Source organism: Pseudomonas serboccidentalis (genome assembly GCF_028830055.1).
Taxonomy (GTDB): Bacteria; Pseudomonadota; Gammaproteobacteria; order Pseudomonadales; family Pseudomonadaceae; genus Aquipseudomonas; species Aquipseudomonas serboccidentalis.
This window is the reverse complement of record NZ_CP101655.1, coordinates 4223076-4243676: the sequence shown is the minus strand read 5'-3', so window position 1 is coordinate 4243676 and position 20601 is coordinate 4223076. Positions and strand designations below refer to the sequence as shown.

Sequence of the window (20601 nt, the reverse complement as noted above, 5' to 3'; positions counted from 1 at the left end):
AGCGCCAGTCTACACCGGGGCCACCGGTCTGCGCGCTGTCACACGATTGACGCATGCCTGTCATGGTCGATTAACCCGGCGGGCGCACTCTTGCGAAAACATCGCAGAGGGTTGCCCATGACCAGCGCCGAGCTCGCCAGACCCAGCCGTAAACAACGGGTGCGTACCCTGTGGATTTCCGACGTGCACCTGGGCACGCGGGATTGCCAGGCCGAGCACTTGTCGCAATTTCTCAAGGGCTACCACGCCGACAAGATCTACCTGGTGGGTGACATCATCGACGGCTGGAAGCTGCGCGGCGGCATGTACTGGCCGCAGGCGCACACCAACGTGATCCGCCGCCTGCTGACCATGAGCAAGCGCGGCACCGAGGTGATCTACGTCACTGGCAACCATGACGAATTTTTGCGCCGTTATTCGAAGCTGATCCTCGGCAACATCCAGTTGGTCGACGAAGCAGTACACGTCACGGCCGATGGCCGGCACCTGCTGGTGATTCACGGCGATCAGTTCGATGTGATCACCCGTTATCACCGCTGGCTGGCCTTTCTCGGCGACTCGGCCTACGAATTCACCCTGACCCTCAATCGCTGGCTCAACCACTGGCGGGCCCGCTATGGCTACGGTTACTGGTCGTTGTCAGCGTACCTCAAGCACAAGGTCAAGACCGCGGTGAGCTTCATCAGCGACTTCGAAGAAGCCATCGCCCACGAGTGCGTCAAGCGCGAATTGCATGGCGTGGTCTGCGGGCACATTCACCATGCCGAGATTCGCAAGGTCGGCGAGGTGGACTACCTCAATTGCGGCGACTGGGTGGAGTCGTGCACGGCGTTGATCGAGCACTGGGACGGCACGATCGAGTTGTATCGACTGGCGGATGCGCAGGCGCGGGAGGCGCAGCTCAAGGCGGCCAAGGTCGCTGAACTTGCCTGAGTCTTCGGTTGTCAGGGAGGGCCTCATCGCGAGCAGGCTCACTCCTACAGTTGGAATGCGGTCAACTGTAGGAGTGAGCCTGCTCGCGATGAACCGCGTAGCGGTTCGCCTTACGCCGGGCTGTGTTCTTCCATCGCTGCTTTGTAGATCGAGTGCTTCGGCTGGGCAAACAGCCGCTCCATCATCGGTTCGAAAAAGCTCAGCGGCAGGCTGTCATACGCCGGGTCGAATGCCGCCGCATCGTACTTCGCACAGAATTCGGCGGTTGCCTGAAACTGCGGATGCTCCTTGAATTGCTCGCGCAGATGCCGGTCCATGCCCAAGTGATGGAAGAAGTAGTAGCCCTGAAAGATGCCGTGCTTTTCGACCATCCACAGGTTCTCGGCGCTGACGAACGGCTTGAGAATCGCCGCCGCGATGTCCGGGTGATTGTAGGACCCGAGGGTGTCGCCGATATCGTGCAGCAGCGCACAGACCACGTATTCCTCGTCACGCCCGTCGCGAAAGGCGCGGGTCGCGGTTTGCAGCGAGTGGGTCAGGCGATCCACCGGGAAGCCGCCGAAATCGCCCTCTAACAACTTCAGGTGCGCGACGATCCGCGACGGCAGTTGCCGGGCATAGGCGCTGAAGTCTGCGGCGATGATCGCCCAGTCTTCCTGTGTGCCGTCCTTCATGTGGGTGAAGCGGGCATTGGCGTTCATCGGCAAGCCTCCTTGGTGTGTCGGGGTTCAGAACGCCACGCGGCCGAGGATCATGTCGCGGTACATGACGAAGTCGCCGAGCAGGCTGTACAGCGGGTGCTGGAAGGTCGCCGGGCGGTTCTTTTCAAAGAAGAAATGCCCGACCCAGGCAAAGCTGTAACCGGCCAGCGGCAAGGCGAGCAACAGCAGCCAGGCGCCCTTGGCGATGGTCATGGCCAGAATGAAAATCACCAGCGTGGTACCGACGAAATGCAACCGGCGGCAGGTACTGTTGCTGTGTTCGCTGAGGTAGTACGGATAGAACTCAGCGAACGTATTGAATTGTTTGATGTTTTCCACGACTGCGATCTCTGTGGTTATTGTTCTGACGGCAAGTTGTTCGGCGGGTAGCTTATTTGAGTCTAGAGTGAACAGTGGCATCAGCCAGTGACAATGGGCGCCACTTTAGTATCCTTCGCAAATCGGGTCGTAGCATGCGATCCATCATGTAAAAGAATAACGCCATGAGCGAACGAACGACTTCTGCAAGCTGGGCGATGGGGATTGTCAAAGCATTGGAGATGGACGGCCTGGATTGCCGGGCACTGTTCAAGCAACTGGGGCTCGATTACGCCGCCCTGGATGATCCGGATGCACGCTTCCCGCAAGATTCCATGACCCGACTCTGGCAACGGGCGGTCGAGCTGTCCGGCAACCCGGCGATCGGTCTGAACATGGGCAAGGTGGTGCGACCGGCCTCGTTCCATGTCGCCGGCTACGCCTTGATGTCGAGCAATACCCTGGCCGAAGGCTTTCAACGGCTGGTGCGTTATCAGCGGATCATCGCCGAAAGCGCCGACCTGAGTTTTCGTCTGCTCGAAGAGGGTTATGCACTGATTCTGACGGTACATGGCGATCACCTGCCACCGACCCGACAGAGCGCCGAAGCCTCGCTGGCCTGCGCACTGAGCCTGTGCGGCTGGCTGACCGGGCGCGCGCTGCACCCGGTCAAAGTGTTGTTTCAGGGCGACGAGCCCCAAGACCTGCAACCCTACAGACACGCCTTCCATGCGCCGCTGATGTTCAACGCGCCGTACGATGCGTTGATTTTCGAACGGGCCGACATGGAAGCACCACTGCCCACCGCCAACGAAGCCATGGCGCTGTTGCACGACCGGTTTGCCGGGGAATACCTGGCGCGTTTTTCCGAAAGCCGCGTGACCCATAAGGCGCGGCAGGTGCTCTGTCGTTTGCTACCCCAGGGCGAGCCCAAGCGCGATACGGTGGCGCAGACCCTGCATCTGTCGCAGCGCACCTTGCAACGGCGCTTGCAGGAGGAGGGCACGAGTTTCCAGCAGTTGCTCGATGACACCCGGCGTGAACTGGCCGAGCAATACCTGGCGCAGCCAACCATGACCCTGCTGGAGATTGCCTATCTGTTGGGGTTTGCCGATCCGAGCAACTTCTTCCGCGCGTTCCGTCGCTGGTTCGACACCACGCCCGGCGATTACCGGACGCGGCTGCTGCAGGCGCCGATCAGTGACGCCAAAAGGCCGGAATACACAGTACAAACACCGTAATGATCTCCAGTCGGCCGAGCAGCATGCCGAACGACAGGATCCACTTGGCTGCATCCGGCAGGGTGGCGAAGTTGCCCGCCGGACCGATGGTCTCGCCCAGGCCCGGGCCGACGCCGGACACGGTGCTGGCAGCGCCGGTCAGTGCGGTCATCCAGTCGACGCCGAGCAGCGACAGCAGCAGGGCGATCACGCAGATGGTGATGGCGAAGAAGAACGAAAAGGTCAGAATCGAACGCACGATCTCTTCGTCGAGACGGTGGCCGTTGTACTTCTGCTTGATCACCGCGCGCGGGTGAATCAACTGGTTAAGGTTGGCCTTGAGCAGGATGTAGGCGACCTGGAAACGGAAGATCTTGATCCCGCCCGCCGTCGAGCCCGAGCATCCACCCACAAAGCCCAGATAGAAGAACAGCATCAGCGAGAAGTTGCCCCACAGGCTGTAGTCGCCGAGGGCGAAACCGGTGGTGGTGACCACCGAGGTCACGTTCAGCGCCACATGCCGCAGCGCTTCCAGCCAATGCAGCTTGGTGGTCCACCAGTACCAGGTGCCGAGCACCAGCCAGGTCACCAGCAACATGCCGAGCAACCCCTGTACTTGCTGATCCTTGATCAGCGCACGACGGTTACCGCGCATGGTCGCGACGTACAGGGTGAACGGCAGGCTGCCGAGGATCATGATCACCACCGCGACCCAGTGCACCGCCGGTTGCGTCCACTTCGCCAGCGACTGGTCGGAGGTCGAGAAACCGCCGGTGGAAATCGCCGACATTGCGTGGTTGACCGCATCGAACGGGCTCATCCCGGCCCACCAGAACGCCAGGCTGCCGAGGATGGTGATGCCGACGTACGCCGCCACGATCAGCCGCGCCACCATGTGCGAGCGCGGCATGACCTTTTCCGAACGGTCGGACGATTCGGTCTGGAACAGGCGCATGCCGCCGATGCGCAGCAGCGGCAGAATCGCCACCGCCATGCCGATGAAGCCGATGCCGCCGAGCCAGTGCAGCAGCGAGCGCCACATCAGGATCCCCGGCGACATGGTGTCCAGCCCACTGAGCACGGTCGAGCCGGTGGCCGTGATGCCGGACATGCTTTCGAAAAACGAGTCGGTGTAGCTGATGTGCTGGGTCAGCAGGAACGGCAGCGCGGCGAAAATGCACACCACCAGCCAACTGCTGACGGTCAGCAGGTACATGTCGCGCGGGCGCAGGTGGATGTGTTCGGGGCGCCCGGGGATCACCAGCGCGAGGCCGGCGACGAAGGTGATCATGCTCGCCCAGAGGAACGACGGCAGGTCGCTGGTGCGTTCGAAAATCACCAGGGTGGCCATGGGCACGACCATGGCGACGGCCAGGGTGATCAGGAAGATGCCGATGATGAAACCAATGATCCGTAAGGTCGGCAACGCCATGAAGTCCGCTCGGGCTGAAGTGGGAAGGGCGCCATTCTACCCATGAGGCAGGGCATGTAAACCGGCATCCCGTTGGCAGATGAAGCTAGAATAGCCGCACATTTTTCTCAGGAGGTGGCCGATGCAGGCTCTCGACGCTTTGCTCAACCGTGTTTCCGTTCCCCGACTGGTCGAACCGGCCCCCACCGCGCAGCAGCGCGAAGCCTTGTTCGGTGCAGCCCTGCGCGCACCGGATCACGGCCACTTGCAGCCGTATCGTTTCCTGACCGTCGAAGGCGCGGCACGCGAGCAAATGGGCGAGCTGCTGGCCGAAGCGGCGCAGATGCAGGACGGTGAAGTCACCGAAGCGATGATCGACAAGGCCCGCAACGGCCCGCTGCGGGCGCCGCTGGTGGTCGTGGTGATCGCGAAACTGCAGGAACACGCCAAGTATCCGAAGTCCGAGCAATTGCTGGCAGCTGGCTGTGCAGCCCACGGGATCCTGCTGGCGGCGTACGCGCAGGGCATCGGGGCGGTGTGGCGCACCGGTGATCTGGCGTATTCAGCGCACGTGGCCAAGGGGCTGGGCCTGAGCGAAGGTGAGCAGGTGATTGCGTTCCTGTACCTCGGCACGCCGCAGAAAGAGCCGCGTGTGGCCGAGAAGGCTGATCTGGCCGAATTCGTCAGCGCCTGGCCGGGTGAAGCCTGACGCCACCGATCCAATGTAGGAGTGAGCCTGCTCGCGATTGCGGTGGGTCAGGCACCTTTTATTCCGACTGATACGCCGCAATCGCGAGCAGGCTCACTCCTACAGGTTTTGCTCAGGGTTGGACAACGGCACCCGGCACTAACGGTAACTCCAGGCTGGCCACAAACCCGCCGTCAGGATGATTGGCCAGGGTCAGGCTCCCGCCATGCCGCTCCGCCGCGCGCCTGGCAATCGCCAATCCCAGGCCATGTCCTGCCGCCGTCTGCCCCGGGGCCCGATAAAACGGCTCGCCCAACTGGCTCAGATGCTCGGCCTGCACACCCGGCCCATGGTCGCGCACGCTCACCACGATCCGTTCGCCCTGGCGCGAAGCCTGCATTTCAATCGGCTGATCCACCGGGTTGAAGCGCTGGGCGTTGCGCAGCAGGTTATCGACGGCGCGTTCGATCATGGTCGGCCAGCCGGTCATGCTCAATTGCGGTTCCGCATCCAGCCGCACGGTCTGCTCCGGCGAGCCAAGCTGCGCGTCCTTCTGCAGTGTGCCGAGCAGCGCATTCAGATCCACTTCTTCAGCACTGGCGTTATCGGCATCGACCCGCGCCAGCACGAGGATTTCACTGATCAACGCTTCCAGCCGATCGCACTCGCGGGTCAGGCGCGGCCAGAGTTTCTCGCGTTCTTCGGGGCTGGCGCGCTCGGCCAGTGCCAGCGCAATGCGCAGCCGCGCCAGCGGTGAGCGCAGTTCGTGAGATACATCGCGCAGCAACTGACGCTGACTGCCGATCAGACTTTGCAGACGCGCGCCCATGCGGTTGAAGTCGGTCGCGAGCACGCCGAACTCATCACGGCGGTTCGCCAGTTTGGCCAGGCTGTTCTGTTGATAGGTGGTTTGCCCCAGATCGTGCACCGCACTGCGCAAACGACTGAGCGGGCGGGTGATGGAGAAGGTCACCAGCAGACTGAACAGGGTCAGCACCACCAACGCGATGCCCAGCGCACTCAACGGCCACAGCAGGCTTTCGCGGTGCCAGGCGTCGAGTTCCGGGTGCGGGATGCGGAAGATGAACAGGTAGGTGTCGCCGGTTTTGTCACTGGTGAATTCGTCGGTCAGACGGCGCCATGGCAGACGCCGGTCATCGTTGTTCTGCCGGGCTTCGAACGCGGCGGCACGACGCGGGAAGGTGCCGCGAACCACCGGGTCGCCGCTTTCGTTCAGCACCTGGACGTCGATGTGGTATTGGCGCTTGCGCTGTTGAAGGATTTCCTGCGCGGCGTCTTCGCCCTGGGCTTCGTAGGTTTGCGTCCATTCGGCGGCCAGGGTGTTGAGTCCCGGATGGCGGCTGAGGATCCACGCGTCCTGGTTGAGCATGTGCCCGAGCAGAATGGACAGCCCGGCCACCAGGGCAATGGCCAGCCAGAAGCTCGCGAGAATACGCCAGAACAATGAACGCACAGAAAATCCTCAATCAAACGCGTAACCCCTGTAGGAGCTGCGGCACGCTGCGATCTTTTGATCTTATTTTTCAGAAGCAAAATCAAAAGATCGCAGCGTGCCGCAGCTCCTACAGAGGGCGGATGTGAACAGGCCCGACGGTGTCAGCCATCGGGCCTGTGGTTAAAACATTATTGCGCTTTTTGCGGCTGTTGCGCCTTCCACGCCTTGAACTCGGCCCATTCGGCGCGGCGTTCAGCCTGTTTTTTCTGGATCTCGTCGAATTTCTTCTGTTGATCCGGTTTCAGCAGGTTGCGCACGTCGGCTTCGGCTTTCTTGTGGTTGGCCGCCATCTCGTCCTTCATGGCTTTCTGGTCAGCCGGCGAGAGTTTTTCCAGGTACTTCTCGACCACCTGGCGACGTTCGTGCATCTGCTCGCCCATGATCTTGCGGATCTGATCGCGCTGTTCGCGAGTCAGGTCGAGTTGGCTGTACGGGCCTTTGCCGTGCATGCCGTGCATCTGACCGCCGTGGCGTGCACCGTCCATCGGGCCATCCATCGGACCGCCATCCTGTGGCATGGCCATGGCGACGGTTGGCAGAGCGGCAGCGAACATCAGAGCGATAAGAGTCTTGCGCATGGTGTATCTCCTTGTCTCGTTCCCGGTACGTTCCGGATGAGTACAGATTACGGAGATCAAGGTCAGCGGCGGTCAGCGCTGCGTAAAGCTTGGGTAAAGACGTTTTGCGCCCGACCTGACAAATATCACTGGCAAACCGGCTTGTGGCGAGGGAGCTTGCTCCCGCCGGGCTGCGAAGCGGCCCTCGCTTTTCAGCTCAAAAGCAGGGGACTGCTGCGCAGTCCAGCGGGAGCAAGCTCCCTCGCCACAGACGAGCAAGCGGTTACAGGCTGTAGTAGTAGCCGCGGCTGCGCAGGGCGACGATCCGTGGGCGGCCATCGGGGTGCGGGCCGATCTTTTTGCGCAGGTTGCTCACGTGCATGTCGAGGCTGCGGTCATACAGGGTCAGCTTACGACCGAGGGCCAGTTGCGCCAGTTCCTGTTTGTCCAGCGGCTCGCCGGGCTGCTTGAGCAGGGCTTCGAGCAAACGGCTTTCGGAAACGGTGAGGGTCAGTTCTTTCTCGTCGATGCTGACCACGCCGCGCACCGGGCTGAAGCTCAGGTCGCCCAGTTCGAGCTGGGTCGACACGGCAGCCGGATGACTGCGACGCAGCACGGCGCGCAGGCGAGCGGTGAGTTCGCGCGGATCACAGGGCTTGGCCAGGTAATCGTCAGCGCCCAGCTCCAGACCGAGGATGCGATCCAGCGGTTCGCCACGGGCCGAGAGCATCAGCACCGGCAGATCGGCGTGTTCGCTGCGCAGTTGCTTGAGCAGTTCCAGACCGCTGCCATCGGGCAGCATCACGTCCAGCACCACCGCTGCCGGGGCCGATTCGGCCAAGGCCTTGCGGGCGCTCTGGCCATCGTGGCAGGCACGTACCTGAAAGCCTTCCTGGCTCAGCCAACTGCTCAGGAGTTCGCACAACTCCTGGTCATCATCAATCAGTAACAGCTCGCTCATGACTCACTCAATTTAGCCATTGCCGACGTTTTCGGCTTGCTCCACTGGCAAAGATACCGCAGAGCAGCGCCAATAGCGCTACCCCGGCGCCCGTGACGAACCATTGCTGCTGTTCAGTCAACAGACGCGGCAACGGGCTGGCCTGGACTTCCTTGAGTTGCAGCTTCAGGCGCTGGTTCTCCTGGCGCAACCGGGCGAGCTGGGCGCTTTCGCGTGCGTTGTCGGCATTTTGCAGTTGTTTGTTCAGTTCTTCCCGCTGCTGCTCGCTGACCTTCAGGCGCTGCTGCAACTCGGTAATCTGGCTGCCGGCACTCAAAGACAATGGCGTGGAGCTGCCGCTTTCGGTGGTTTCCTCACCGTGGGCGGGTGCCATGATCGACAGCGTGACCCACATCAGACACAACGGACCTTTGCGCATTGCGACTCCTGCTAGCAAATGGATATTGGGCAGGTTGTCGGCAGGCAAACGAGAATAATGAGCGATTGAGAGTGCGATGAATCGGGAAGGTTCAGCGTGAGAAAAAGACGTGTATGGGGCAGAGGTGCTTTTGTGGCGAGGGGGCTTGCCCCCGTTCGGCTGCGCAGCAGTCGCAGATGATGGCGCGCGGTGCGTAAGGCACACCGCGTTGAATGGTTCTGGGGTTGCTTCGCAGCCCAACGGGGGCAAGCCCCCTCGCCACAAGGGAGCGATAGCCTTATGGCAGAACTTGCTTGAACGGCTTGACGATCACGTTGGCGTACACACCGGCGGCGACGTACGGATCGGCATCGGCCCAGGCCTGGGCGGCGCTCAGGGAGTCGAACTCGGCGACGATCAGGCTGCCGGTGAAACCCGCAGCGCCCGGATCATTGCTGTCGACCGCCGGGTGCGGGCCGGCCAGCACGATGCGGCCCTCGCCCTTGAGCACTTGCAGGCGTTCCAGGTGGGCCGGGCGCGCGGCGAGGCGGGCTTCGAGCGAGTTGGCGACGTCGGTGGCAATGATTGCGTAGAGCATGTCAGTCCTCGGTTTTTGGCGTTGTGGTATCGGCGTCGTGCAGGTGACGGGACAGGTAGATGCCCTGACCGACCAGGAACAGCACGGTCATGCCCAGGCTGCCGAATACTTTGAAATCGACCCAGATGCTCTGGAAGGTGAACGCCACGAACAGGTTGGCGGCTCCGCAGAACAGGAAGAAGGCGATCCAGGCGATGTTCAGGCGGGTCCAGACCGGATCCGGCAGGGTCAGCGCGTGGCCCATGATGCGTTTGATCAGCAGGCGGTCACCGATGAAGTGACTGCCGATGAAGGCCAGGGCGAACAGCCAGTTGACCACCGGGGCTTTCCATTTCAGGAAGGTCTCGCTGTGGAAGGCCAGGGTCAGGCTGCCGAACACCAGGCAGGCGATCAGGGTCAGCCATTGGCTCTTTTCCAGCTTGCGTTGCTTGATGAACAGTGCGCCGTAGACCACCAGGGAGCTGATGATCAGCATCGCGGTGGCGCTGTAAATACCGCCTACAGTCACCTCATGGCCGGCAATGTCGACGACCCGTGGATCAAGTTTGTAAACGATGAAAAACAGCAGAAGCGGGATGAAATCGATGAATTGTTTCACAGTGAGAGCCAGAAGCTGGATGTGGCGGCATAATAACAAACATATGGGCGCGCGATAGCGCCAGCTGATTTGAGGTTACAACTCCCCGTGAATGTTGATTTGCACTGCCACAGCACGGCCTCCGATGGCGCCCTGGCGCCGGCGGTTCTGGTTGCGCGTGCGTTCGAAAACGGCGTGCAAGTCCTGGCGTTGACCGACCATGACACCCTCGAAGGCCTTGCCGAAGCGCGCACCGCCGCCGAAGAACTGGGCATGCAACTGGTCAATGGCGTCGAACTGTCCTGCACCTGGGGCGGCGCGACCATCCACGTGCTGGGCTACGGTTTCGATGTCAACGCCGCGCCACTGGTCGAGGCGATCGCCCGATTGCACGATGGTCGCTGGCTGCGGTCCGAAGAAATAAGCCGCAAACTCGGCCTCAAAGGTATGCCCGGTGCCCTCGACGGCGCCCGGCAGATCCAGCAGGAACTGGGTGACAGCGGCAACGCCCCGGCCCGTCCGCATTTTGCCGACTGGATGGTGCGTGAAGGTTTTGTAAAGGATCGCGCCGAGGCATTCCGCAAATGGCTCGGCGCCGGCAAGCTCGGTGACGTCAAACAGCACTGGCCGACCCTGGAAGACACCGTCGGCACCCTGCGCTCCGCCGGGGCGTGGGTCAGCCTGGCGCATCCGTGGCACTACGATTTCACCCGCAGCAAGCGCCGAAAGCTGATTGCCGACTATATTCAAGCGGGCGGGCATGCGATTGAAGTGGTCAATGGCTTTCAGCCCGCAGAACAGGTGGGCAGCCTGGCAATCCTTGCCCGTGAGTTCGGTCTGCTGGTCAGCGCCGGCAGTGATTTCCATGGCCCTGGAGGCTGGTCCGAGATCGGCCAGTACCGGCCGGTTCCCGAGGACCTTCCACCCCTGTGGTGTCGGTTCAAACATGACACAGTTATTGCCGCCGTCTGAACAGGTAGAAAACGTGAGTCAATTTTTCCAGATACATCCGGAAAACCCGCAAGCGCGCCTGATCAAACAGGCAGTCGAGATCATCCGCAAGGGCGGGGTGGTGATTTATCCCACGGACTCGTCCTACGCCATCGGTTGCCAGATTGGCGACAAGACCGCCATCGAGCGGGTGCGACGCCTGCGTCAGCTGGATGAAAAGCACAACTTTGCGCTGATCTGCAGCGACCTGTCGCAACTGGGCAACTACGCCAAGATCGACACCGGCACCTTCCGCATTCTCAAGGCGCATTTGCCCGGGCCATACACCTTTATTCTCAACGCCACCCGCGAAGTGCCGCGCCTGCTGCTGCATCCGAAGAAGCGCACCATCGGCCTACGGGTGCCGAGCCATCCGATTGCCCTGGCCTTGCTGGCCGAACTCGGCGAGCCGCTGATGAGCGTGACCCTGATCATGCCCGGCGACGAAGATCCGTTGAGCGATCCATACGAAATGCGTCAATTGCTTGAGCACCAGGTGGACCTGATCATCGACGGCGGTTTCGGCGGGATCAAGGCGTCCACCGTGATCGACCTGACCGGCGACGACCCGGAAGTGATCCGCGTCGGTTGCGGCGACCCCGCGCCGTTCATGGTCGAGGCCTGAATGTCCGCAGTGGAAACCGTTGTCGATCCCCAGGCCGGCGCCCAGCAGGAACTGCCGTTTGCCATGGTCTATGGCCAGGCGGTCACGGAAATGCCGCTGGACCTGTACATCCCGCCGGATGCGCTGGAAGTCTTTCTCGAAGCTTTTGAAGGCCCGCTCGACCTGCTGCTGTACCTGATCCGCAAACAGAACATCAACATCCTCGACATCCCGGTAGCGGAAATCACCCGTCAGTACATGGGCTATGTCGAGTTGATGCAGTCGGTGCGTCTGGAACTGGCCGCCGAGTACCTGGTGATGGCCGCGATGCTCGCCGAGATCAAGTCGCGCATGCTCCTGCCTCGGGCCGAAACCGTCGAAGACGAAGAAGACGACCCGCGCGCCGAGCTGATCCGCCGCTTGCAGGAATACGAGCGCTTCAAGGCCGCTGCCGAAGGCATCGACGGCCTGAGCCGGGTCGGCCGCGATGTGGTCGTGCCCAAGCTCGACGCCCCCGAAGCTCGGGCGCGCAAGCTGTTGCCGGATGTCGCGCTGGAAGAGATTTTGATGTCCATGGCCGAGGTGCTGCGCCGTGGCGACATGTTCGAGAGCCACCAGGTCAGCCGCGAGGCACTGTCGACCCGCGAGCGCATGAGTGATGTGCTGGAACGATTGAAGGGCGGCGGCTTTGTGCCGTTCGTCGAGCTGTTCACCGCCGAGGAAGGCCGCCTCGGCGTGGTGGTGACCTTTATGGCGATCCTTGAACTGGTCAAGGAATCCTTGGTCGAGCTGGTGCAGAATGAGCCGTTCGCCGCGATCCACGTGCGAGCCCGAGCCGAATAACGAGTCGAAACATGAACCTGACTGAACCCCGCGAGCTGGCGCCCCTGCTTGAAGCCTTTCTGTTGGCCTCGGGAAAGCCGCAATCGCTTGAACGCCTTTTCGAACTGTTCGAGGAGGGCGAACGGCCCGAACCGCCGGTCTTCAAGAAAGCCCTGAGCCTGCTGGCCAAGTCCTGCGAGGGGCGGGCGTTCGAACTCAAGGAAGTCGCCTCGGGCTACCGCTTGCAGATCCGCGAGAAGTTTTCGCCATGGGTCGGGCGTTTGTGGGAAGAACGCCCGCAACGCTATTCCCGTGCGCTGCTGGAAACCATGGCGCTGATTGCCTATCGCCAGCCGATCACCCGGGGTGAAATCGAAGACGTGCGGGGCGTGGCGGTCAACACCAACATCGTCAAGACGCTGATCGAGCGTGAGTGGATCCGCATCGTCGGCTACCGCGACGTACCGGGCAAACCGGCGATGTTCGCCACCACCAAGGCGTTTCTCGATCACTTCAACCTGAAGAACCTCGAAGACCTGCCACCGCTGGCCGAACTGCGCGAGATGGAAACCGAGCCGGTGCTCGATTTCGACGACGCACCGGTGCCCGCCGGCCTGCAAGAGTTGGCCGACGCCAGCGCCGAACCGGAAGAGCCGAAAGAGGAAACCAGTTTCCACACCTTGCTGCTGGAGCTGGACAGCATGGAGGAGGGGATCAAGACCGACTTCGATGATTTGCTGCGTGATGCGGCCGATGGTGAGGCGCCGACGCCCGATGCAGTGACTCAGGTCGAGCCTGAGCCTGAAACCGCGATTGCCGAACCGGCCATCGAAGTTGAACTTGAAGTCGAGTCAGAAGCCGAACCGGAAGAAGACATCCTCGGCGTCGCCGAAGCCCGCGAAAAGCTGTTGGCCGCCGTTGCCGCCCTCGAACAACCGGCCCCAGAGCCCGAACTGAGCGAAGAAGAAGCCGAAGCCCGCGCCCTGGCCGAAGCGATCGAAGCCGAACGTCGCGAGTTCGACGACTGAGCCCGATCGCCTGAACACTGCCGCCCCCCTGTAGGAGTGAGCCTGCTCGCGATGGCGGTGTATCTGGCAAGAAGGTGTTGACTGACACACCGCTATCGCGAGCAGGCTCACTCCTACAAAGGATTGTGTGCTTCTGGAGTGAGTATGAGTTCCACCAAAGACCCCTGCATCAGCCTCTGCAAATTCACCGACGACATCTGCCTGGGCTGCGGCCGCAGCAAGCGCGAGATTCGCGCCTGGAAGAAGCTCGACAAGGACGACAAGCGCACGGTACTGGCCGAAGCCGCGCTGCGCCTGATCAAACTCGGTGGCGCCGGTCGGCGGAAAAAGAAATAACTGTCGATCGATCAGCTAGTCTCTGATGCGCGACGGCGCACATCCGCGTATGATTCGCGACCCTTCGGCGATCCCTTCGCCCGAATACCCGTTTTCAAAGCTTCAGGCGCCGCCTGAACAGACCACACCGGGAGGTGCCCAGATGAGTGACATCAATCAGAAAGACGACCAGGAAATCGGCCCCGCAGGCGAAAAGCTGCAGAAAGTCCTCGCCCGTATCGGCGTCGGCTCGCGCCGTGACGTCGAAGCCTGGATCAGCCAGGGCCGGATCAAGGTCAATGGCAAAGACGCCACCCTCGGCCTGCGTGTCGACATGCACGACGCCATCACCATCGATGGCAAGGTGATCAAGCGCGAAGAGGCTGCCGAGTCGGTCCGCCGCGTGATCATGTACAACAAGCCTGATGGCGAAATCTGCACCCGTGACGACCCGGAAGGCCGTCCGACCGTGTTCGACAAACTGCCGCGTCCGAAAGAAGGTCGCTGGATCAACATCGGTCGTCTCGACATCAACACCACCGGTCTGCTGATGTTCACCACCGACGGTGAACTGGCCAACCGCCTGATGCACCCGTCCTACGAGATGGACCGTGAGTACGCCGTGCGTGTACGCGGTGAAGTCGACGATGAAATGATCGAGCGCCTGAAGGCGGGCGTGGTGCTGGAAGACGGCCCTGCGCGTTTCACCGACATTCAACAGGCACCGGGCGGCGAAGGCTTCAACCACTGGTACCACTGCGTGGTGATGGAAGGCCGTAACCGTGAGGTTCGTCGTCTGTGGGAATCCCAGGGGTTGGTGGTCAGCCGTCTGAAGCGCGTGCGTTTCGGTCCGGTGTTCCTCAACTCCGACCTGCCAATGGGCCGCTGGCGCGAAATGAGCCAGTACGAAGTCGACGTGCTGAGCGCCGAAGTCGGCCTGACGCCGGTGGCGATGCCGCAACTGAACGCCAAGAGCAAAGACAAGCTGGAGCGTATGCAGCGCAAATCGTCGCGGCCGATGGCCAAGACCGAGCGCGTACGCACGCTGCGTCCTGCTGCTGGCGCGCCGACCGGCCCGCGTCAGAGCCGTGAGCCGCAGATCGAAGGTGAGCGTCCAGGGCGCAAGCCAGTGGCCCGTGACGGCGAGCGCGCACCGCGTCCGGCCAACGGTCGCACTGAGCGTGGCGAGCGTGGCGCTCCTGCCGGTCGCGGTACGCCAGTGGCGGATCGTCCGGCGGACACCACCAACAAGCGTCCGGCCAAACCGGCGCCGAAGCGTCCAGGGATCAAACTGGTCGACGGTGACAAGCCATCGGGCAAGCGCCGTGGTGCGCCGGCCGGCTCCGGTCAGCGTCCGGGTTTCGGTCGCAAGAAGCCGGAGTGAAGCAGCCGTGAGCTTTGAGCGGCAAGCTTCAAGCTAAAGCAAAAAACGCCAACCGCAGGGTTGGCGTTTTTTTTCGTCTGGATTATTGGTTGGGTTGCGCGCTATTCATGTCGGAGCTGCGGCACGCTGCGATCTTTTGCTCTTGATCTTCAAAAGCAAGATCAAAAGATCGCAGCCTCGTTTCACTCGACAGCTCCTACAGGGAGCAGTGGCCTCAACACAAAACTTCAGTTCAGAACACAAACCGCCCATCAAACACCGGCTTGTCATCCAGCGCCAACACCCCACCGGAGAAAATCAGGTCCAGGTGATGGCTGCCCTTGGCCCCACCGCCGAGGCCCAGATGCAAGCCGCAGTGCCGTTCTTCGAAACCGGCATTGCGCGCATACAGATCCTTCACCCCTTCGTTGGTGCCAATCCCCAGTTCCTCGATGCGCCGGTTCGACGGGTTGGCGTCCAGGTACTTGTTGAAGTCGTGCTCCAGGCCCGGCACGTTGGTGGCGATGCGGCTGATGGTCGAGTTCTCGATCCACAATTCCAGCGGCGATTCGAGCACACCGTACTTGCGCGCAAACGGGATGGTGCTGAGGAAGGTGCCCTTGAATTTCACATGGCCATTGATGGCTTCGCTGTGGGTGGCGATTTCGCCAGGGGCCAGGTCGAAGTTGCCGACGCCGTTGATGTCGGTCCACTTCTTGATGCTGCTCAACGGCGTTTCGAACCAGGAACCGTGGTCGTCCTTGAAGCTCAGCGTCGTGGCTTGGGACATGCGTTGGATCAAGTGGCTGTTGAGCCCCGCAATGCGCTGCGGGGTGACGCTGAAGGTGTCGTAGAAATAGTCGCCGTAATCCTTGAACAGCAGCGACTTCTTCCAGTTTTCCGCCATCACGCCTTGCAGCGCACGGACAAATTCCGGGCCGTCGGGGCGCGGGTTGGGCAGGGTGGAAGAGTCGTAGAAGAAAATGTACAGATCGCTGTCGGCAATCGCCGCGGTCAGCGCTGCGGTGCTTTCCAGATCCAGCCGTCGGGCGCTGAAGGTGAAACGCGGATGAGCGCCGGCCTGTTCGGCAATGGCGCCGGTCAGGGCTTCGTAATCGGCGGTGTGGCCGAGCAATACCTTCGCCGAGTCGAGGCCGGCAAGGGCAGGGTGATGTTCGAGGTAGTAAAGGAAATGCGAGATCGCGCGGGGCTTATCCATGTGTCCTCCCTGACTGACCGTGAAGAAGCGGCAGGCACGACCGGCCGGATCGTGCCTGCCCGGGATGTCTTACAGAGGCCACATCGCCGTGCCGAACGGAACCACCGCGTCGGCTTGCATCATTTCCACGGCGGCCTCATGGGTCGGTGCTTCAAACCATTCGTCCAGCTGCAGTTCGGTATCCAAGTCTTTTTCCAGTGCTTGCATGGTCGATCTCCTAGATGACTTTCACGGTTGTGACTGGCCGGTCGAGGTGGCCGGCAAGACGTGAAGAACCTAGTTCAGGGTGTTTTGTAATGCAAAAAATTATTTATTTAAAATTTAAATAAACTTTTTATTCTGTTTTTTGCCGATGATTTTCTTATTTGAAAACAAAAAACTAAGCCGTCACTTTCATTAGCTAGCTTGCTACCGTCAATTTGCAGACGTCCTACGGATTTTTCTGAAATGGAAAATCTGCGTTACGCATCGTAAAGAAATGTTTACGAAAAGCGCGAGAAAACCCAGTGGAATGACCTGCCTCCCCAGGCTGTAAGGAAAATCTGCCGAAGCCCGGCCGCGCCTGCGCCGTGCAAGGCTCTGGCGCGCTTGTTTCAGCAACGATTGAAGGGTGAGATGCGCCTCATGCCTGTCGTGCAGGTGCATAACAAGAAGGAGGCGCAATGAACGCCGTGATCGATCTTCACTTCTCTTTGTGGGACGGTTTTTCGCTCGTCCTCGTCGATGGTCTGCAAAGGCCTGACTCAATTTTTGCAGCCGCCCGGGCATTTCGAGGCGGACTCACGCAATCCCGGCAAGCGCCACGCTGATCCAGCGGGGTCTGGCAGCAGGGGGTTAGCGGTGTACAATGCGCCGCGTTTTACTGTGACTCCCTGCGTAATCGCGCAAACCTCGAGGCTATCCGCCTTGTTCACTCCGCCGCGTCACAAGCGTGTCGGGTTCGATTTCGTCACAGACAAAAACAAACAGGTGACGCATGACCGTTGTAAAAACGCTGAACTCCTGGTGCCTGCGCTGGGGTTTGATCGGGGCTGCCTGAAATCGCAACCTTGCAGCAACGTCTACTGAACATCATCAAACCTTGCGTGAGACCTTTTTCATGAGTGGACAAAACTCGCAATCAGGCGAGCTGAAACGCGGCCTGAAAAATCGCCATATTCAACTGATCGCCCTCGGTGGCGCGATCGGTACCGGATTGTTCCTGGGATCCGCCGGGGTCCTGAAATCCGCCGGCCCGTCGATGATCCTCGGCTACGCCATCTGCGGCTTCATCGCCTTCATGATCATGCGCCAGCTCGGCGAGATGATCGTCGAAGAGCCGGTGGCCGGTTCCTTCAGCCATTTCGCGCACAAGTACTGGGGCGGCTTCGCTGGCTTCCTGTCGGGCTGGAACTGCTGGATTCTGTACATTCTGGTTGGCATGTCGGAGCTGACCGCAGTCGGCAAGTACATCCACTACTGGGCGCCGGACATCCCGACCTGGGTCACCGCCGCCGCATTCTTCGTGCTGATCAACGCGATCAACCTGGCCAACGTCAAAGTCTTCGGTGAAGCCGAATTCTGGTTCGCGATCATCAAGGTCGTGGCGATCGTCGGCATGATCGCGCTGGGCAGCTACCTGCTGGTCAGCGGTCATGGCGGCCCGCAAGCCTCGGTCAGCAACCTGTGGTCGCACGGTGGGTTCTTCCCCAATGGCGTCAGCGGTCTGGTGATGGCGATGGCGATCATCATGTTCTCCTTCGGCGGTCTGGAAATGCTCGGTTTCACCGCCGCTGAAGCCGACAAACCGAAGACCGTGATCCCGAAAGCGATCAACCAGGTGATCTACCGGATCCTGATTTTCTACATCGGCGCCCTGGTGATCCTGCTGTCGCTGACCCCATGGGACAGCCTGCTGGAAACCATCAACGCCTCTGGCGACTCGTACAGCGGCAGCCCGTTTGTGCAGGTGTTCTCGATGCTTGGCAGCAACACGGCTGCGCACATCCTCAACTTCGTGGTGCTGACCGCAGCACTGTCGGTGTACAACAGCGGCACCTACTGCAACAGCCGCATGCTGCTGGGCATGGCCGAGCAGGGCGATGCGCCGAAAGGTCTGGCGAAAATCGACAAGCGCGGCGTACCGGTGCGTTCGATCCTGGCGTCGGCGGCGGTGACATTGGTGGCTGTATTGCTCAACTACCTGATCCCGCAGCACGCGCTGGAACTGCTGATGTCGTTGGTGGTGGCGACCTTGGTGATCAACTGGGCGATGATCAGCTTCTCGCACTTCAAGTTCCGCCAGCACATGAACAAGACCCAACAGACGCCGCTGTTCAAGGCCCTGTGGTACCCGTACGGCAACTACGTCTGCCTGGCGTTCGTGGCGTTCATCCTGGGCGTGATGCTGCTGATCCCGGGCATCCAGATCTCGGTGTACGCGATTCCGGTGTGGGTCGTGTTCATGTGGGTCTGCTACGTGATCAAGAACAAGCGCGGCGCACAGCAGGCGCTGCACGCGGCAAGTGCTTCGAAGTAGGCGCTGACGCAAAAACAACAAACCCGGCCAATGTGCCGGGTTTTTTATTGCCCCTGTAAGAGCTGCCGAAGGCTCGGGGCGGGTTCGGACAAAAGATCAAAAGATCGCAGCCTTCGGCAGCTCCTACAGGATTGATGGCGTATCCTGCACACTCTGATTACGGACGCTTTTCCATGCTGGTGATTTCCAACAATGTGCATCTGCCGGATGCCGAGATCGAATTGACGGCCATCCGCGCGCAAGGCGCCGGTGGGCAGAACGTCAACAAGGTTTCCAGCGCCGTGCACCTGCGCTTCGACATTCCGGCCTCGTCCTTGCCCGAGTTCTACAAGGAGCGGCTGCTGGCGCTGCGCGACAGCCGCATCACCAGCGATGGCGTGTTGATCATCAAGGCCCAGCAATACCGCACGCAGGAAGCCAACCGTGCCGATGCGCTGGAGCGTCTGGTCGAGCTGATCCTCAGCGCCACCAAGGTCGAAAAGAAGCGCCGTCCGACCAAGCCGACTCTCGGCTCGAAGAAGCGCCGCCTAGAGTCCAAGACCAAGCGCGGCAGTATCAAGGCCGGGCGCGGCAAAGTGGACTTCTAGTCTTCGCGGTACTTGGCCGTGTGCTTGTACAGATAAACGCTCAAGGCCAACCCGCTCAATGCAGCGAGAGCGGCGAACAGGAAGATCGAAGCAAAGCCAAAGCCTGCCGCAATCGCTCCGGCCAATGGCCCGGTGATCCCCAGCGACAAGTCGATGAACAGTGAGTAAGCGCCGACCGCTGCACCGCGGCTGGAGGCCGGCACCAGATTCACTGCCTCTACGCCCAGCGCCGGAAACACCAGCGAGAAGCCGAAACCGCTCAACGCCGCACCGGCCAGCGCCCAATGCGCGTCTGGCGCGAGCCACAACAGCAGCAGGCCCAGCGTCTCCACCGACAGGCAGGCGATCGCCACGCGGAAGCCGCCGAGACGGTTGATCAGGTTGCCGAACAACAGCCGCGCGCCGATGAAGCTGGCACCGAACAGGCTCAGGCACAGCACCGCGTTGTCCCAATGCTGCGTGGCGTAATACAGGGTGATAAAGGTGGCGATGGTGCCGAAACCGATCGAGCCCAACGCCAGGCCGCAACCGTGTGGGAACACGCGGCCGAGCACATGCATGAACGGCAAGCGCTCGCCGGCGACAATCGGCGCGGCGGTTTTCGGCCACGCCAGCAGCAAGCCCAGCGCCGCCAGCAGGATGATGCTGACACCCATGCTCCACAGCCCCAACTGGCCGACCAGCCACACCCCGAACGGCGCGCCGACCGCCAGTGCGCCGTAACTGGCGATGCCGTTCCACGAGATCACCTTGGCGGTGTTCGCCGCCCCGACCCGGCCGATGCCCCAGCCGATCGAACCGGAACCGACCAGGCTTTCCGCGCTGCCCAGCACCAGGCGACCGATCAACAGGCTGATCAGGCTGAGCATCGGCAGATTCGGTGTCCACGCCGAAATCAGCATGAACACACCGCTCAAGCCACAACCGGCCAGACCGATCATCACCGCGCGTTTGCTGCCCTGGTTGTCGATGATCTTGCCGGCGTACGGACGGCTGAGCAGGGTGGCGAGGTATTGCACGCTGATCACCAGTCCCGCGATCACCGCACCGAAGCCCAGGTCGCTGTGGACATAGCCCGGCAGCACCGCGAGGGGAATGCCGATGTTCAGATAGCCGATGAAGGTGAAGAGGACGATGGAAACGACTTGCAGCGTGACCGCCAGGGGACGCTGCGGTTCTGACATAGAGGACGACATGGGAAACGATCCACGGCAAAGCAGGATTAGATAGGCTGCTTATGATACCGGCGCGAACGAGTCAGAGGCGGGGAAAAGTAAA

At 61.2% G+C, this 20601-nt stretch carries 24 protein-coding genes; 12 read left to right on the top strand and 12 right to left on the bottom strand.

Going from position 1 to position 20601, the window contains the following annotated elements:
* Positions 1–117: 117 nt before the first annotated feature.
* Positions 118–933 (top strand): UDP-2,3-diacylglucosamine diphosphatase, encoded by an 816-nt coding sequence (locus tag NN484_RS19430; RefSeq protein WP_047292436.1) that lies wholly within the window; start codon positions 118–120, stop codon positions 931–933.
* 110 nt (positions 934–1043) lie between these two features.
* On the opposite strand, the gene NN484_RS19425 is transcribed toward NN484_RS19430, so the two are convergent.
* The gene (locus NN484_RS19425) at positions 1044–1634 is read right to left on the bottom strand and encodes an HD domain-containing protein (RefSeq protein WP_215501630.1); all 591 of its coding nucleotides are present in this window, start codon (positions 1632–1634) and stop codon (positions 1044–1046) included.
* 27 nt (positions 1635–1661) lie between these two features.
* Entirely contained in the window at positions 1662–1973 is a 312-nt protein-coding gene (locus tag NN484_RS19420) for an Mpo1-like protein (RefSeq protein ID WP_064586526.1), read from the bottom strand.
* 164 nt (positions 1974–2137) lie between these two features.
* On the opposite strand from NN484_RS19420, the gene NN484_RS19415 reads away from it, so the two are divergent.
* Positions 2138–3193: an AraC family transcriptional regulator gene (locus NN484_RS19415; protein ID WP_274657679.1), complete on the top strand. Its 1056-nt coding sequence runs from the start codon at positions 2138–2140 to the stop codon at positions 3191–3193.
* Here NN484_RS19415 and NN484_RS19410 read toward each other — a convergent pair.
* Positions 3150–4604 (bottom strand): TrkH family potassium uptake protein, encoded by a 1455-nt coding sequence (locus NN484_RS19410; protein WP_215501632.1) that lies wholly within the window; start codon positions 4602–4604, stop codon positions 3150–3152. The genes NN484_RS19415 and NN484_RS19410 overlap by 44 nt on opposite strands.
* A 121-nt stretch (positions 4605–4725) precedes the next feature.
* On the opposite strand from NN484_RS19410, the gene NN484_RS19405 reads away from it, so the two are divergent.
* Positions 4726–5292 carry a nitroreductase family protein gene (locus NN484_RS19405; RefSeq protein ID WP_274657678.1) on the top strand — a complete coding sequence of 189 codons (567 nt, stop codon included), beginning with the start codon at positions 4726–4728 and terminating at the stop codon, positions 5290–5292.
* A gap of 112 nt (positions 5293–5404) precedes the next feature.
* On the opposite strand, the gene NN484_RS19400 is transcribed toward NN484_RS19405, so the two are convergent.
* The 6 genes from NN484_RS19400 to NN484_RS19375 all read right to left on the bottom strand — a co-directional run bounded on the left by NN484_RS19400 (position 5405) and on the right by NN484_RS19375 (position 9898).
* Complete coding sequence (locus tag NN484_RS19400) at positions 5405–6745, bottom strand: HAMP domain-containing sensor histidine kinase (RefSeq protein ID WP_274657677.1); 1341 nt, start codon at positions 6743–6745, stop codon at positions 5405–5407.
* A gap of 170 nt (positions 6746–6915) precedes the next feature.
* Entirely contained in the window at positions 6916–7365 is a 450-nt protein-coding gene (locus tag NN484_RS19395) for a Spy/CpxP family protein refolding chaperone (protein WP_127652344.1), read from the bottom strand.
* Between the two features lie 262 nt (positions 7366–7627).
* The gene (locus tag NN484_RS19390) at positions 7628–8305 is read right to left on the bottom strand and encodes a response regulator transcription factor (RefSeq protein WP_007966021.1); all 678 of its coding nucleotides are present in this window, start codon (positions 8303–8305) and stop codon (positions 7628–7630) included.
* Between the two features lie 7 nt (positions 8306–8312).
* Entirely contained in the window at positions 8313–8723 is a 411-nt protein-coding gene (locus NN484_RS19385; protein ID WP_127652343.1) for an SH3 domain-containing protein, read from the bottom strand.
* Positions 8724–9000: 277 nt separating this feature from the next.
* Positions 9001–9300 (bottom strand): YciI family protein, encoded by a 300-nt coding sequence (locus tag NN484_RS19380; protein ID WP_127652342.1) that lies wholly within the window; start codon positions 9298–9300, stop codon positions 9001–9003.
* A gap of 1 nt (position 9301) precedes the next feature.
* Positions 9302–9898 carry a septation protein A gene (locus NN484_RS19375; protein WP_027613975.1) on the bottom strand — a complete coding sequence of 199 codons (597 nt, stop codon included), beginning with the start codon at positions 9896–9898 and terminating at the stop codon, positions 9302–9304.
* 87 nt (positions 9899–9985) lie between these two features.
* Between NN484_RS19375 and NN484_RS19370 the strand changes: the two genes are divergently transcribed.
* The 6 genes from NN484_RS19370 to rluB all read left to right on the top strand — a co-directional run bounded on the left by NN484_RS19370 (position 9986) and on the right by rluB (position 15020).
* Positions 9986–10849 carry a PHP domain-containing protein gene (locus tag NN484_RS19370; protein WP_215501637.1) on the top strand — a complete coding sequence of 288 codons (864 nt, stop codon included), beginning with the start codon at positions 9986–9988 and terminating at the stop codon, positions 10847–10849.
* Positions 10850–10862: 13 nt separating this feature from the next.
* The gene (locus NN484_RS19365) at positions 10863–11492 is read left to right on the top strand and encodes an L-threonylcarbamoyladenylate synthase (protein ID WP_007966016.1); all 630 of its coding nucleotides are present in this window, start codon (positions 10863–10865) and stop codon (positions 11490–11492) included.
* Between the two features lie 123 nt (positions 11493–11615).
* Positions 11616–12314 (top strand): segregation and condensation protein A, encoded by a 699-nt coding sequence (locus NN484_RS19360; RefSeq protein ID WP_171061841.1) that lies wholly within the window; start codon positions 11616–11618, stop codon positions 12312–12314.
* An 11-nt stretch (positions 12315–12325) separates the two neighbouring features.
* Positions 12326–13321, top strand: a complete 996-nt coding sequence (gene scpB, locus NN484_RS19355) for an SMC-Scp complex subunit ScpB (protein WP_274657676.1) — start codon at positions 12326–12328, stop codon at positions 13319–13321.
* A gap of 144 nt (positions 13322–13465) precedes the next feature.
* Positions 13466–13657 carry a DUF1289 domain-containing protein gene (locus NN484_RS19350; protein WP_003222773.1) on the top strand — a complete coding sequence of 64 codons (192 nt, stop codon included), beginning with the start codon at positions 13466–13468 and terminating at the stop codon, positions 13655–13657.
* Between the two features lie 142 nt (positions 13658–13799).
* Positions 13800–15020, top strand: a complete 1221-nt coding sequence (gene rluB, locus NN484_RS19345; RefSeq protein WP_127652339.1) for a 23S rRNA pseudouridine(2605) synthase RluB — start codon at positions 13800–13802, stop codon at positions 15018–15020.
* Positions 15021–15252: 232 nt separating this feature from the next.
* On the opposite strand, the gene NN484_RS19340 is transcribed toward rluB, so the two are convergent.
* Positions 15253–16218, bottom strand: a complete 966-nt coding sequence (locus tag NN484_RS19340) for a M29 family metallopeptidase (RefSeq protein ID WP_215501639.1) — start codon at positions 16216–16218, stop codon at positions 15253–15255.
* A gap of 69 nt (positions 16219–16287) precedes the next feature.
* A complete protein-coding gene (locus NN484_RS19335) occupies positions 16288–16425 on the bottom strand; it encodes a hypothetical protein (protein ID WP_003222780.1) in 138 nt (45 codons plus the stop codon).
* Positions 16426–16880: 455 nt separating this feature from the next.
* On the opposite strand from NN484_RS19335, the gene NN484_RS19330 reads away from it, so the two are divergent.
* The 3 genes from NN484_RS19330 (at position 16881) to arfB (ending at position 19323) form a co-directional block, all read left to right on the top strand.
* Positions 16881–17027, top strand: a complete 147-nt coding sequence (locus NN484_RS19330; protein WP_164747920.1) for a hypothetical protein — start codon at positions 16881–16883, stop codon at positions 17025–17027.
* Between the two features lie 290 nt (positions 17028–17317).
* Positions 17318–18736, top strand: a complete 1419-nt coding sequence (locus tag NN484_RS19325; RefSeq protein ID WP_127652337.1) for an amino acid permease — start codon at positions 17318–17320, stop codon at positions 18734–18736.
* Positions 18737–18909: 173 nt separating this feature from the next.
* Positions 18910–19323: an alternative ribosome rescue aminoacyl-tRNA hydrolase ArfB gene (gene arfB / locus NN484_RS19320; RefSeq protein ID WP_095050152.1), complete on the top strand. Its 414-nt coding sequence runs from the start codon at positions 18910–18912 to the stop codon at positions 19321–19323.
* Here arfB and NN484_RS19315 read toward each other — a convergent pair.
* Entirely contained in the window at positions 19320–20507 is a 1188-nt protein-coding gene (locus NN484_RS19315) for an MFS transporter (RefSeq protein ID WP_274659318.1), read from the bottom strand. The genes arfB and NN484_RS19315 overlap by 4 nt on opposite strands.
* Positions 20508–20601 lie beyond the last annotated feature (94 nt).

Excerpts from the sequence above, each read along its gene's own strand:
- NN484_RS19325 (WP_127652337.1), top strand. The coding sequence starts at position 17,318 with ATGAGTGGACAAAACTCGCAATCAGGCGAGCTGAAACGCGGCCTGAAA.
- NN484_RS19315 (WP_274659318.1), bottom strand. The coding sequence starts at position 20,507 with ATGTCAGAACCGCAGCGTCCCCTGGCGGTCACGCTGCAAGTCGTTTCC.
- NN484_RS19395 (WP_127652344.1), bottom strand. The coding sequence starts at position 7,365 with ATGCGCAAGACTCTTATCGCTCTGATGTTCGCTGCCGCTCTGCCAACC.
- NN484_RS19385 (WP_127652343.1), bottom strand. The coding sequence starts at position 8,723 with ATGCGCAAAGGTCCGTTGTGTCTGATGTGGGTCACGCTGTCGATCATG.
- NN484_RS19430 (WP_047292436.1), top strand. The coding sequence starts at position 118 with ATGACCAGCGCCGAGCTCGCCAGACCCAGCCGTAAACAACGGGTGCGT.
- NN484_RS19410 (WP_215501632.1), bottom strand. The coding sequence starts at position 4,604 with ATGGCGTTGCCGACCTTACGGATCATTGGTTTCATCATCGGCATCTTC.
- scpB (WP_274657676.1), top strand. The coding sequence starts at position 12,326 with ATGAACCTGACTGAACCCCGCGAGCTGGCGCCCCTGCTTGAAGCCTTT.
- NN484_RS19390 (WP_007966021.1), bottom strand. The coding sequence starts at position 8,305 with ATGAGCGAGCTGTTACTGATTGATGATGACCAGGAGTTGTGCGAACTC.
- NN484_RS19405 (WP_274657678.1), top strand. The coding sequence starts at position 4,726 with ATGCAGGCTCTCGACGCTTTGCTCAACCGTGTTTCCGTTCCCCGACTG.
- NN484_RS19415 (WP_274657679.1), top strand. The coding sequence starts at position 2,138 with ATGAGCGAACGAACGACTTCTGCAAGCTGGGCGATGGGGATTGTCAAA.
- arfB (WP_095050152.1), top strand. The coding sequence starts at position 18,910 with ATGCTGGTGATTTCCAACAATGTGCATCTGCCGGATGCCGAGATCGAA.
- NN484_RS19330 (WP_164747920.1), top strand. The coding sequence starts at position 16,881 with ATGAACGCCGTGATCGATCTTCACTTCTCTTTGTGGGACGGTTTTTCG.
- NN484_RS19350 (WP_003222773.1), top strand. The coding sequence starts at position 13,466 with ATGAGTTCCACCAAAGACCCCTGCATCAGCCTCTGCAAATTCACCGAC.
- rluB (WP_127652339.1), top strand. The coding sequence starts at position 13,800 with ATGAGTGACATCAATCAGAAAGACGACCAGGAAATCGGCCCCGCAGGC.
- NN484_RS19425 (WP_215501630.1), bottom strand. The coding sequence starts at position 1,634 with ATGAACGCCAATGCCCGCTTCACCCACATGAAGGACGGCACACAGGAA.
- NN484_RS19335 (WP_003222780.1), bottom strand. The coding sequence starts at position 16,425 with ATGCAAGCACTGGAAAAAGACTTGGATACCGAACTGCAGCTGGACGAA.
- NN484_RS19340 (WP_215501639.1), bottom strand. The coding sequence starts at position 16,218 with ATGGATAAGCCCCGCGCGATCTCGCATTTCCTTTACTACCTCGAACAT.
- NN484_RS19380 (WP_127652342.1), bottom strand. The coding sequence starts at position 9,300 with ATGCTCTACGCAATCATTGCCACCGACGTCGCCAACTCGCTCGAAGCC.